Source organism: Pseudomonas sp. PDM30 (genome assembly GCF_019218985.1).
Lineage (GTDB): Bacteria > Pseudomonadota > Gammaproteobacteria > Pseudomonadales > Pseudomonadaceae > Aquipseudomonas > Aquipseudomonas jessenii.
The window spans coordinates 171,317-183,962 of the sequence record NZ_JAHUWM010000009.1; the positions used below are offsets into that span (position 1 = coordinate 171,317).

The 12,646-nt window shown below is 60.9% G+C and carries 11 protein-coding genes; 2 read left to right on the plus strand and 9 right to left on the minus strand.

Annotated features, from left to right (window positions below; all coding sequences use genetic code 11):
• Positions 1-27: 27 nt before the first annotated feature.
• From KW840_RS21230 to KW840_RS21250, 5 genes are all read right to left on the minus strand, one after another.
• Entirely contained in the window at positions 28-1,578 is a 1,551-nt protein-coding gene (locus tag KW840_RS21230; RefSeq protein WP_218497594.1) for a glycosyltransferase family 39 protein, read from the minus strand.
• Positions 1,579-1,581: 3 nt separating this feature from the next.
• On the minus strand, positions 1,582-1,860 hold the full coding sequence (locus KW840_RS21235; protein WP_095945709.1) for a lipid-A-disaccharide synthase N-terminal domain-containing protein: 279 nt from the start codon (positions 1,858-1,860) through the stop codon (positions 1,582-1,584).
• The gene (locus KW840_RS21240; protein ID WP_218497595.1) at positions 1,857-2,597 is read right to left on the minus strand and encodes a glycosyltransferase family 2 protein; all 741 of its coding nucleotides are present in this window, start codon (positions 2,595-2,597) and stop codon (positions 1,857-1,859) included. The genes KW840_RS21235 and KW840_RS21240 overlap by 4 nt, the downstream gene beginning before the upstream one ends.
• A 48-nt stretch (positions 2,598-2,645) precedes the next feature.
• Complete coding sequence (locus KW840_RS21245; RefSeq protein WP_218497596.1) at positions 2,646-3,623, minus strand: NAD-dependent epimerase; 978 nt, start codon at positions 3,621-3,623, stop codon at positions 2,646-2,648.
• Positions 3,624-3,821: 198 nt separating this feature from the next.
• Positions 3,822-4,442, minus strand: a complete 621-nt coding sequence (locus KW840_RS21250; RefSeq protein ID WP_154947611.1) for a cell wall hydrolase — start codon at positions 4,440-4,442, stop codon at positions 3,822-3,824.
• Positions 4,443-4,584: 142 nt separating this feature from the next.
• Here KW840_RS21250 and KW840_RS21255 point away from each other — a divergent pair, with 142 nt between their 5' ends.
• Positions 4,585-5,436 carry a CAP domain-containing protein gene (locus tag KW840_RS21255; RefSeq protein ID WP_218497598.1) on the plus strand — a complete coding sequence of 284 codons (852 nt, stop codon included), beginning with the start codon at positions 4,585-4,587 and terminating at the stop codon, positions 5,434-5,436.
• 711 nt (positions 5,437-6,147) lie between these two features.
• On the opposite strand, the gene KW840_RS21260 is transcribed toward KW840_RS21255, so the two are convergent.
• From KW840_RS21260 to KW840_RS21275, 4 genes are all read right to left on the minus strand, one after another.
• Positions 6,148-6,297 (minus strand): DUF2474 domain-containing protein, encoded by a 150-nt coding sequence (locus KW840_RS21260; protein ID WP_090456115.1) that lies wholly within the window; start codon positions 6,295-6,297, stop codon positions 6,148-6,150.
• Positions 6,284-7,300 (minus strand): cytochrome d ubiquinol oxidase subunit II, encoded by a 1,017-nt coding sequence (gene cydB, locus KW840_RS21265; RefSeq protein ID WP_218497600.1) that lies wholly within the window; start codon positions 7,298-7,300, stop codon positions 6,284-6,286. Before cydB ends, KW840_RS21260 begins: the two co-directional genes overlap by 14 nt.
• A gap of 17 nt (positions 7,301-7,317) precedes the next feature.
• Positions 7,318-8,739 (minus strand): cytochrome ubiquinol oxidase subunit I, encoded by a 1,422-nt coding sequence (locus KW840_RS21270; protein WP_218497603.1) that lies wholly within the window; start codon positions 8,737-8,739, stop codon positions 7,318-7,320.
• A 120-nt stretch (positions 8,740-8,859) separates the two neighbouring features.
• Positions 8,860-11,184 (minus strand): FdhF/YdeP family oxidoreductase, encoded by a 2,325-nt coding sequence (locus tag KW840_RS21275; RefSeq protein ID WP_218497609.1) that lies wholly within the window; start codon positions 11,182-11,184, stop codon positions 8,860-8,862.
• Between the two features lie 459 nt (positions 11,185-11,643).
• Here KW840_RS21275 and moaA point away from each other — a divergent pair, with 459 nt between their 5' ends.
• A complete protein-coding gene (gene moaA / locus KW840_RS21280) occupies positions 11,644-12,642 on the plus strand; it encodes a GTP 3',8-cyclase MoaA (protein WP_218497611.1) in 999 nt (332 codons plus the stop codon).
• Positions 12,643-12,646 lie beyond the last annotated feature (4 nt).

Genomic DNA, 12,646 nt, shown 5'->3' on the forward strand with positions numbered 1-12,646 from the left:
CCGGCAAGCCGGCTCCTACAAATCCCCTCAGGGATTGGCTACCTGCGCAGGCGCCAATGGCATGTGCGGGTCAATCCAGGTGAACCGATAGGCTTTGCCGGCCTCTTGCGGCAGGCATTTGCCGTTATCGGCATCCGCGCCCACGATCGACCAGTTCGCCCGGGCGTTTTCCCCCAGTTCACGGGCCGCTTCGGGTTTGAAGCACTGGTTCAGTACGTCATCCGGCACCAATGCGTAGGCCTTGGGGTGTTCGCGCAGATACCGCGCGGCCTTTTCGATGGTCGAATTGTCCATGCCGAAATGCACGATCGGTTGCCGAGCGAACAACCAGTGCCCCTCCTCCCAGTTGACCAGCACCAGATCGGCGCCCCGGGTCATGGACGCCGCCTGGGTCATGAGCACCTGATCAACGTTGGTGCCGTCCTTGAGCGGTTCGATGAAACCACGAGCGAACCACAACGCGAACCAGGTCGCCACCAATGCCGGGAACACCCGACGCATACGCGGGTGCCGTTTGAACCAGCGCGTGAGCAGCCACGGGATCAACGGCGCGGCGACCAGCACCAGCCCAGGCAGCGCCGGGTAGATGTACAACTTGCGCTTGCCTGTGCTGATGCAGAAAAACAGCACCACCAGCACCACCCAACCGAGCAACACCAAGACCCGGCCGTCGCGTTTTTGCAACTGACGGCGCCAGGCCGGCACCAGCCATGGCAGCACCAGCACCAGTGGTAGCCAATACTGCGGGATTACGTTGGTGAAGAAATACCAGAACGGTTCGCGGTGATGCCACGCGGCGGCATAGCGGCCCGCGGTCTGGCGCAGGAGGATCTCCCGCGCATAGGCAACTTCGTCCGCGCTCCCATTGAAGAGGATGGACAAGGCCAGGGGCAACAGCCAGATCGCGATGGCGCCAAGCATCAGCGCAAACCCGAGCAACCACTTGCGCGCCTCGCCCGGCATCGCCACCACACCGGGCCAGCCTTTGCGCACCCCATAGGCGTAGGGAATCAGCAACAGTGCCGGCAGGAAACCCACACCTTTGGTGATCACGCCAATTCCCATGGCCGCGCAGCCCGCGTAGAACCAGCGCCACGCAGGTCCCAGCAGCAGGTGCCGTGCCAGACCGTACAGGCCCAGGGAGGTGAACAGAATCAAGAAACTGTCGATCTGACCGGTGCGCAGGATGCTGTAGGTCTGGTAGGTCGCCAGGTACAACAGCGCGGCGTTGCGCCCGGTACGCTGGGTCCACAGGCGACGGCCCAGGTCATAGACCATCGCCGTGACCGTCACCGCCGAAAACAGTCCCGGGATATAAAGCGCGATGTTGGGTTTGCCGGTCAGCCAGGTGAAGAACGCCACCGTCCACATGAAAATCGGCGGCTTGTCACCGTAGATCTCGGCGGCCCGGTGCGGGATCAGCCACGAGCCGTTCTGCAGCATCTCCAGCGCGACACCGAGGAAACGCTCCTCGTCCACATTCTGAGCCTGACGCAACCCCATGCCCGCGCCGATCAGCAACAGAGCAAGCAGCATCAGCCCCAGGCACTCGACCCTGGGCGACAACGATCTACGCATTGCTTATTCCTTTGCGCTTCTGCTTTTGGCAATCAATTGCAGGTTGCGAAAATAGACCAGGGAGCCAAACGCCTGCCCGACGATGAACACCGGGTCCTGGCGGTAAATGGCGTAGGCGAGCAACAAGGTGCTGCCGACGATGCTCAGGTACCAGAAGTTGGTCGGGATCACGCTGCGTTTCTTGTACTCGCTGTACAACCACTGCAAGACAAACCGCCCGGTAAAGGCAGCCTGCCCGGCAAAGCCGACCAGCAACCACAGGGTTTCACGGGTCAGAATCATCCTTCGAGCTCCTGGGCCTGGGTGTTCAGGCGCGTGCGTTTGATCAGCCACCAGACGCCGATCAGGTCAAGAACGCCGACCAGCGCACGGTCGAGGTTGCCGTATTTCGATACCCCGGCCGTGCGCGGACGGTGGTTGACCGGGTGCACGATCATGCGCCCGTTATGACGCTGGATCAGCGCCGGAATATAGCGATGCATGTGGTCGAAGTACGGCAGACGCAAGAACGCCGCGCGCTCGATCAGCTTCAGGCCACAACCGGTGTCCGGGGTGGCGTCCCTGAGCAGGCGCTGGCGCAGGTTGTTGGCGAACCGCGAGGCGTAGCGCTTGCTCGCGGTGTCACGGCGATTGACCCGGTGCCCGGCCACCAGTTGTACATCGACCTTGCCCGGTTCGCCGCGCACCAGCGCCAGCATGCCGGGAATGTCCGCCGGGTCGTTCTGGCCGTCGCCATCGAGGGTCGCCAGCCACTGCCCGCGTGCCTCACGGGCCGCGTGGTACAGCGAGGTGCTCTGCCCCAGCGACCGCTCGTGATGCAAGATGCGCAAGGTGTTCAAGCCGTCATGGCGGATCTGCCGCAGTTCCTGCAGGGTCGAATCGGTGCTGCCATCGTCGACCACGATGATTTCGTAAGCCTCATCGGCCAGCGCCACGCGGACTTCTTCAAGCAATGGCTTGAGGTTGTTCGCTTCGTTCTTGGCGGGAATCACTACGGATACAAAAATGTCTTGGCTCATGGGGTCTCTCTCGCCTTTTTTGATTGTTCGAGATCAGAGGCGAACGCTTCAAATCTGATAGAACTGCCGATACCACTTCACGAATTCACCGACGCCGGTTTCCAGCGTCACCTGCGGGCTGAAGCCCACCCAATCGGCCAGCGCCGAGACATCGGCCCAGGTCTTGACCACGTCACCGGCCTGCATTGGCAGGTAGTTGCGCCGGGCCTGCAGGTCCAGGGCTGATTCCAGACACTCGACGAAATCCAGCAATGCCACCGGCATGCCGCGACCGATGTTGAAGATCCGGTTGACCCCGGCGACAGAGCCTTCCGGCACCGGAGGCCTTGGCCGCAGTCGGGCGATCCCTTCGACAATGTCGTCGACAAAGGTGAAGTCGCGGTACATCTGCCCCTGGTTGTAGATGTCGATGGGCAGGCCTTTGAGGATGGCGTCAGTAAACTTGAACAGCGCCATGTCCGGACGACCCCAAGGGCCGTAGACGGTAAAGAAGCGCAGGCCACTGGCTTTCAGGCCATACAAATGGCAATAGCTTTCAGCCAGCAGTTCATTGGCGCGCTTGCTGGCGGCGTACAGCGAAACGGGATGATCGACAGGGTCCTCGACACTGAACGGCATCTTGCTGTTGGCGCCGTACACCGAACTGCTCGAGGCGTAGATCAGGTGCTCGGGGCGATGGTGCCGACAGGCTTCGAGCACATTGAGGAAACCCACCAGGTTCGATTGCCCGTAGACATCCGGGTTGTCCAGCGAGTAGCGCACCCCGGCCTGGGCCGCCAGGTGCACCACCTCGGTAAAAGCGTGTTGTTGAAACAGGCTCATCAGGGCAGGTTTGTCGACGATGTCCATTTTCCGGAAGCGAAAACCCGGCAGAGTCTCCAACACCTTGAGACGTGCGTGCTTGAGTTCCACGTCGTAGTAGTCGTTGAGGTTATCGATACCAACGACCTCCTGACCCTCGCGGCACAAGCGCTGGACCGTATGAAAGCCGATGAAACCGGCCGCACCGGTGACCAGTACGGTCATGGGAAACGCGCCGGCGACTGCGCCGCGATCGACGCGAGATGACTGATCCGGACCCTCGTCAACTTCATGTGTAGTCCCTGCTTATGGCTTCATTCGCGCACGGTTGCGTTATGAAGCTTATAAAACAGACACATTTCAGTTTGGATAACGCCTCGCGCCACCTCGAAAAAATAAAATATCCGGCCGAAAACACCGTGGTTATCTGGCCGATCCGCCATGGGGTTTGTAAAACCGGAACAAACCGATATCCACGGTCCTGATGTATTGCCTGGCCCAATCCGGCTTGACGGTACGATCATGGAAATACAGGGCACCCTGGGTGCGATCCGGCAGTTCCTTGTTCAGGGCCTTGCGCGCGATTTCCTTGGCCATCGCGTATGGCACCTCTTCCTGGACCGAATCGGATTTACCGTCGCACCACCAGGAAAACTGGCAACTCTTGGTTTCCGAACCCTGCTTGACCACTTTGCACACCGTGTCCGGAAAGCCCTCGTGGCCCAGGCGATTCATGACCACATTGGCCACCGCCTCCATGTCGGCGGCGTCCTTGCCCTTGGCTTCCCAGTAAATGGACCGGGCCAGGCAGGTGATTGCATCGTCCAGCGGCGCGGCGCCGGCCGGGTCGACAGCCTGGACTTCTGACGGGGTAATGGCTTCTGCCTTGGGCGCTGGTGCCGGGTTGTTGCTCTCGGCGGCTTTCTGTTCCAACACCTCGGCCTTGTTCTCGGCCGATTCCTGTTTTTGTTCTTGATCCGTAGCGGATACCGGGCCGGCAAGCAACGTCAGGGCAAGGCAGGTGGCGATCCAGTCGAAGCGCATGGTCGGTGTCACTTGGTGAGTGGTTCAATTGAGTCTAGTAGTGAAATGAATTCGCCCACCCCACTACACTCTGGATAAATCCGTTGTCTTAGATGGGCCAACTTCGCGCATCATGGGCGCAATCTGCTCAAGGGGGATTTTCATGGGTTTCATTTCATCCGCAATGCGTTTGGCCGGTGTATCACTGAGCCTGGTATTCGCCGCCAACGCCGTCGCGGCCGACGAAGCGCAATTGATCGAATCGATCAACGTCTACCGTAGCCAACCGCAGCGCTGCGCAGGCCAGGCTTCATCGGAGCTGCCACCCCTGTCGGCCGACCCGCGCCTGGTGCTGACCGCCCCGAACATCGGTAATCTGCAGCAGGCCATGGTCACTGCCGGTTATCCCATGAAGAATGTGCAGGCCATCAGCCTGTCCGGGCCTCGCGATGCCGCCTCGGCGATGAAGGCGATTCAGGAGAGCTTTTGCCAGATCGTCCTCGACCCGCAATTCGTCGATGTCGGCGTCAGCCGCCAGGACCGTGAATGGCGCATCGTCGTCGCACGGCCGTTGTTGAGCGCACGCCTGGGCGACGCACAGGCCGAAGGCCAGAAGCTGCTCACCGAACTCAACGCCGCACGCACCCGGCCACGCCAGTGCGGCGCGCAGTCCTTCGCCGCCGCGCCACCGCTGGCCTGGAACGCCGCGCTGGCCACCGCCGCCGAAGGCAACGCCCGCTCCATGGCCAACAACAACTACTTCGATCACAAGGACCGCGATGGCCGCACCCCGGGCGACCGCGCGGAACTGGCCGGCTACGACTTCCAGCAGATCGGCGAAAACATCGCCGCCGGCCAAGACACCGCGCACAAGGTGGTCGAAGGCTGGCTGGCCAGCCCCGGCCATTGCGCCAACCTGATGAACCCACAGTTCCGCGAACTGGGCGCGGCTTACGCGACCGATCCGAAGAGCGATGCGGGGATTTACTGGACGGCGCTGTTTGGGGCGCAGTAATGACAAGACTCTGAATGTGTCGCGGACGGGCCATCCAACGGGGCACCTGCAGGAGCGATGCTTGCTCGCGATGGACGTCAACGATAACGCGGGCTGTCTGAATGCCCGCGTTGTCCTGGCGTTTTTCGCGAGCAAGCTCGCTCCTACACGGAAACGAGCTCAATTGCGATCGGGCAGGCAGGCCGATGGGGCAGATCAAAATCAAAAGCCAGAGCTACCTCATACCTGTAGGAGCGAGCCTGCTCGCGATGGACGTCAACGATAACGCGGGTTGTCTGCTTGATCGCGTTGTTCAGACGTTTTTCGCGAGCAGGCTCGCTCCTACAGGGAAACGAGTTCAATTGCGATAGGCCGCCTCGCTTTTGCTGTTGCGGTGCACGCCTCCTCGAGAGGCTTCGTTCCGGCTCTGCGCAGTGGGCAACCCGGCATGGATGCCGGGTTAGCCGCCGCCGGCCATGGATGGCCGATGGCGGCGGGCCCACGGAGCAGGACCGGAGCGAGGGCATGCCGAGCCACAGCGAGGCACCGAACGTCAGGGGCAAGAGCCCTTGGTTACTTGGGGCCGGGTGGCGCTCCGCTTTTCCAAGTGACCCGCTGTAAGAGCGGAACCATAGGTGGTCGTTACCGCAGGAATGGATATTCACCCAATCCAATCCAATCCAATCCATGCATACGCATCAACGTGAACTGGAACTCCTTAATGACTGGCCATCAGTGGCTACTCATCCCCGCCGCATGCATCAACATCCTCAATCCCCCCGCCACCACTCCCAACGCAACCACACTGCCCAGCCAGATCACCACCAGCCACCCAAGTCGCTTGTACCAAGGTGCCCGTTCACAAGAATCAATGGTAGCCATCGCCAATCCTCACTTTGCCGCGAAACACGTAGTAGCTCCAGACCGTGTACATCAGGATGATCGGCAGAATGAACAGCGCGCCGATCAGGATGAACAACTGGCTGGTTGGCGGTGACGCCGCTGCCCACAGGCTGATCGACGGCGGCACGATGTTCGGCCAGATGCTGAACGCCAGGCCGATATAACCGAGGAATACCAGCATCAGGGTGAAGGCGAACGGCCAATGGGTGTGACGTTGGCGCAGGGTCCTGAGCAGGCCGAACATCGCCAGCAAAGCCAGCGCCGCCAGACCACCGAACACCCCCAGGTGCGCATGGGCAAACCAGCGCGTGGCGATTTCCGGATGGAGGATGGGCGTCCACACACAGATCACACCGATCACCGCCAACAGCAGCCAGGCCAGGGGCCGGGTGAACAGGCGCATCCGCGATTCGAGCATGCCTTCGGTCTTGACCAGCAACCAGGTGCTGCCGAGCAGCGCATAAGCGACGATCAGACCGACACCGCAGAACAGCGGAAACGGTGCCAGCCAGTCCAGCGAACCGCCGGCGAACTGGCGATCGACCACCGGGATGCCGGCAATGTAAGTGCCGATCACCACGCCCTGGGAAAAGGTCGCCAGCAGCGAACCGCCGATGAACGCCATGTCCCAGACATGACGCTTTTCAGGGCTGGCCTTGAAACGGAACTCGAACGCCACACCGCGAAAGATCAAGCCGCACAACATCAGGATCAGCGGCAGGTACAGCGCTTCCAGAATCACCGAATAGGCCAGCGGGAAAGCGCCATACAGTGCCGCGCCGCCCAGCACCAGCCAGGTCTCGTTGCCATCCCAGACCGGTGCCACGGTGTTCATCATCACATCGCGCTCCTTCGCATCCGGGATCAGCGGAAACAGAATGCCCAACCCCAGGTCGAAGCCGTCCATGATCACGTACATCATCACGCCGAAGGCGATGATCACGCCCCAGATCAGCGATAAATCGATACCTTGAATACCCATGACTCAACTCCCTTCCTTCAATTGACGCGGGCGTCGGTTTCGAGAATTTCAGCGTCGGCGGACAGCGGCCGGCGCGGTGTGACCAGCTGATCGGAGTGCCCGTCGACCGGATGCCCGTGATGGGGCTGCGGTCCTTTGCCGACCAGTTTCATCATGTAGCCGATGCCCACCGTGAACACCGAGAAATAAATCACCACGAACAGCGCCAGCGAGATGCTCAACTGCGCGACGCTGTGATTGGACGCGGCATCGGCGGTACGCAGCAGGCCATACACCACCCACGGCTGGCGCCCGACTTCGGTGGTGATCCACCCGGCCAGCATGGCGATCAGGCCACTTGGCCCCATCCACAACATCAGGCGCAGGAACCAGCGATTGCGGTAGATGGCGCCGCTGCGGCGCAGGGCCAGGCCGAGCACGCCGGCCAGCACCATCAACATGCCCAGCCCGGCCATGACACGGAAACTCCAGAAGACCACCGTCGCATTGGGTCGGTCCTCTTTCGGGAAGCTCTTGAGCGCCGGGATCTGCTTGTCGAGGCTGTGGGTCAGGATCAGGCTGCCCAGGTACGGAATCTCGATGGCGTACCTGGTTTTCTCGGTCTGCATGTCGGGGATGCCGAACAGCACCAGGGGCGTCGCTTCGCTCCCGTTGTTTTCCCAGTGCCCTTCGATGGCAGCGATCTTCGCCGGTTGATGTTCCAGGGTGTTCAAGCCGTGGGCGTCACCCACCACTGCCTGGATCGGGCAGACGATCAAGGCCATCCACAACGCCATCGACAGCATCTTGCGCACTTGTTTGGTGTCGTTGCCGCGCAGCAGGTGCCACGCCGCCGACGAGCCGACAAAGAACGCGGTGGCCACGAAAGCGGCAATCGCCATGTGCGCCAGGCGGTACGGGAACGACGGGTTGAACACGATGGCCAGCCAGTCCAGCGGCATCACCCGACCGTCGACGATCTCGAAGCCCTGGGGCGTTTGCATCCAGCTGTTGGACGCAAGAATCCAGAAGGTCGAAATCAGGGTGCCGATGGCGACCATGACCGTCGAGAAGAAGTGCAAGCCGCGCCCTACCCGGTTCCAGCCAAACAGCATGACCCCGAGAAAACCGGCCTCGAGGAAGAACGCCGTGAGCACTTCATAGGTCAGCAACGGCCCGGTGATGCTGCCGGCGAAGTCGGAGAAACGGCTCCAGTTGGTGCCGAACTCGTAGGCCATGACCAACCCCGAGACCACGCCCATGCCGAAGTTGACAGCGAAGATCTTCGACCAGAAATGGTAGAGATCGCGGTAGGTGTCGTTGTGGGTCTTCAGCCAAAGCCCTTCGAGCACCGCCAGGAAACTGGCCAGCCCGATGGTGATGGCGGGAAAGATGATGTGGAACGAAACCGTGAACGCGAATTGAATGCGCGCCAGGTCCAGTGCCTCCAGGTTAAACATGTCGATATCCTCATTGCGGCTGAAAAACGGCGGCACACGGCCGGGCCACCGTCAGGCCGGGGGCCTGCAGCCAACACAAGTCGAAAGGGTTAGGTGAGCGGCACCGGGCCGCCCCCGGTGCTACGCGGCGGAAGTCGAAATCAGGTTGCTGGCCTTCGCCTGCTCCAGCCGGATGGCGATGAACTTGGAAGTCGGGGTGAAGGTGCGGTCACCGTAACTTTCCAGCGGCACCAGCGGGTTGGTCTCGGGGTAGTACGCCGCTGCCTGACCGGCCGGAATGTCGTAGGCGATCAGGGTGAAACCGCTGACCCGACGCTCGCGCTCGTCGTCCCACAGCGCCACCAGGTCGACCTTCTGCCCAGGCTCAAAACCCAGCCGGCGAATGTCCTGCTCGTTGGCGAACACCACGTCGCGCATGCCGTACACCCCGCGATAACGGTCATCCAGGCCATACAGCGTGGTGTTGTACTGATCGTGGGAGCGCATGGTCTGCAGAATCAGGTGTGGCTTGACCGTCAGGTTGCGCACGCCCTCGCTGATCAGGTGCTCCGGCAGCACGCTCGGCGTGAACTGGGCCTTGCCGCTGGCGGTTTTCCAGATGCGCCTGGCCGCGTCGTTGGGCATGTGGAAACCGCCCGGATGCAGCAAGCGCTGGTTGAAATCTTCGAAACCGGGAATGGTGTCGGCAATCATGTTGCGGATGCGACCGTAGTCGCCGATGGCCCAGTTCCAGTCGATCGGGTGCTTGCCCAGTGTCGCGGCGGCGATGCCGGCAATGATCGCAGGCTCGGAGCGCAGGTGTTTCGACTTCGGTTTCAGTTGACCGTGGGAGATGTGGATCATGCTGAAGGTGTCTTCCACGGTGACGCCTTGCGGCCCTTCAGCCTGGATATCGATGTCGGTGCGGCCCAGGCACGGCAGGATCAGCGCTTCACGGCCGGTGACCAGATGGCTGCGGTTAAGCTTGGTGGCGATGTGCACGGTGAGGTCGCATTTACGCAACGCGGCGTGGGTACGTGGCGTGTCGGGGGTGGCCTGGGCGAAGTTGCCACCCAGGGCGATAAACACTTTCGAACGCCCCTGCTCCATCGCGCCAATCGCCATCACGGTGTTGTGACCGTGCTCGCGGGGTGGCTTGAAGGAGAAGCGTTTTTCCAGGGCATCGAGCAAATCGGTGGGCGCCAGCTCGTTGATACCCATGGTGCGGTCGCCCTGCACGTTACTGTGACCGCGAACCGGTGACAGGCCTGCGCCGGGACGGCCGACGTTGCCGCGCAGCAGCATCAGGTTGATGACTTCCTGCAGCGTCGGCACCGAGTGCGTGTGCTGGGTCAGACCCATCGCCCAGCACATGATCACCCGCTTGGACCGGGCGTACATGCGGGCGGCGAGTTCGATGTCCGCCAATGGCATGCCAGACTGCTGCTCGATGTGCTCCCAACTGGTTGCGTCGACTTCGCCCAGGTAAGCGCCCATTCCCGAGGTGTGTTCGGCGATGAACTCATGGTCGAACACCGGTTCGCCGCCGCTGATCTGAGCTTCGCGCTCCCACTGCAGCAGGAACTTGACCATGCCGCGCATGACTGCCATGTCGCCGCCCAGTGCCGGGCGGAAGTAGGCTGTGTTGGTCGGCTCGGAGCCGTTCATCAACATTTCGATCGGGTGCTGTGGATGCTGGAAGCGCTCCAGCCCGCGCTCCTTGAGTGGATTGATACAGATCACCTGGGCACCGCGCTTGACCGCTTCGCGCAACGGTTCAAGCATCCGCGGGTGGTTGGTGCCGGGGTTCTGACCGATGACGAAAATCGCATCGGCATGTTCCAGGTCGTCGAACACCACGGTGCCTTTACCCACGCCGAGGCTTTCGATCATGCTCACCGCGCTGGCTTCGTGGCACATGTTGGAGCAGTCCGGAAAGTTGTTGGTACCGTAGGCCCGGACGAACAGCTGATAGAGAAAGGCGGCTTCGTTGCTGGCCCGGCCCGAAGTATAGAACTCGGCCTGGTCCGGCGATTCCAGCGCGTTGAGGTGCCGGGCGATCAGCGCGAACGCTTCGTCCCAGGTGGTTTCCACGTAACGGTCAGTGGCCGCGTCATAGCGCATCGGGTGGGTCAGGCGGCCCTGATACTCCAGCCAGTAATCGCTCTGCTCGGCCAGCGCCGAGACACTGTATTTGTTGAAGAAGGCCGGGTCGACCAAACGGCCCGTGGCTTCCCAGTTAACCGCCTTGGCGCCGTTCTCGCAGAACTTGACCATGCCGTTTTCCGGCGACTCGCCCCAGGCACAACCGGGGCAATCGAACCCGCCGTTCTGGTTGGTCTTGAGCATGGCGCGAATATTCTTCAGCGCGTTTTCACTGCCCAGCCAGTTTTTGGTAACAGCAATCAGCGCGCCCCAACCAGCGGCGGCACCTTTGTAGGGTTTGTAGCGGTCGACTTGAGACATGGTACTTCTCCGTGACCTGATTCAGGCCATTGATCGTTTGACGGAGAAAGCATATGAACAGGGAATAATTATTGTCTAATCGCTATTTACGACCACATGATCGAGGATATTTATCATCGATATTTATTGTTTTTTATCAATAGCTTATAAGATTTAACCAGCCGTTAAGGCTGCAACTTAATCCATCATAGATGCACTCGATCAACCGGTTACTAATAGTGATTGGACGGGCCGACAAGTTGCTCTTAGCCTGCGCACAACAAATCCGTTTTCAGCGCTCCTACACCTGCGCTCAATAAATCCGTTATCGGCGCAATTTCTGTAGGAGCGAGCTCTGCTCGCGATGGATTCAAGAGCACCGTGTTCAACCAGCAAGCACGCGTAATCGTTAACGACCATCGCGAGCAGAGCTCGCTCCTACACGGAACATTCATTCAATGCGTGCCAAGCGAGGGTGTCATGTCAGAACAAGTCTTGATCGATGGGTTTTCCCGGCGCGTGGACTATCTGCGGATGTCGGTCACCGACCGCTGCGATTTCCGTTGCGTGTATTGCATGGCCGAGGACATGCAGTTTCTGCCGCGCCAACGGGTGCTGACGCTGGAAGAGATTTATCAGTTGGCACAAAGCTTCGTGGCGCTGGGCACCCGCAAGATCCGCCTGACCGGTGGCGAGCCGCTGATCCGTCCGGGCGTGGTGCAGTTGTGCGCGAAGATCGCCGCCCTGCCCGGCCTGCGTGAACTGTGCATGACCACCAACGGTTCGCAGCTGGCCAAACTGGCCGGGCCGTTGTTCGAAGCCGGGGTCAAGCGCCTCAACATCAGTCTCGATTGCCTGGACCCGCAACGTTTTCGCGAACTGACCCGCACCGGTGACCTGGCGCAGGTGATCAAAGGCATCGACGCGGCCAACCAGGCGGGATTTCGCAACACCAAGCTCAATTGCGTGGTGATGAAAGGTCGCAACGACCATGAGATCAATGATCTGGTGAGCTTCGCCATCGACCGTAACCTCGACATCTCCTTCATCGAGGAAATGCCGTTGGGCACCATCGACGAGCACAGCCGCGCCGAATCGTTTTTCGCAAGTAGCCAGGTCCGCGAACGCATTGCCGAACGCTACACTTTGATTGATTCCGCCGAGTCGACCCAGGGTCCGTCGCGCTACTGGCGCCTGGCCGAGGCGCCGCAGATTCGCCTGGGGTTCATCTCACCCCACAGCCACAACTTTTGCGGCACCTGCAATCGGGTGCGGCTGACCGTGGAGGGACGTCTGCTGCTGTGCCTGGGCAATGAGCACTCCGTGGATCTCAAGGCGGTCTTGCGCAGCCACCCCGGACAGCCCGAGCGCCTGGAAAAAGCCATTATCGAGGCGATGAAACTCAAGCCTTATCGACACAACTTCGAAGTGAACGACGATGTCCAGGTCATTCGCTTCATGAACATGACGGGCGGCTGAAACC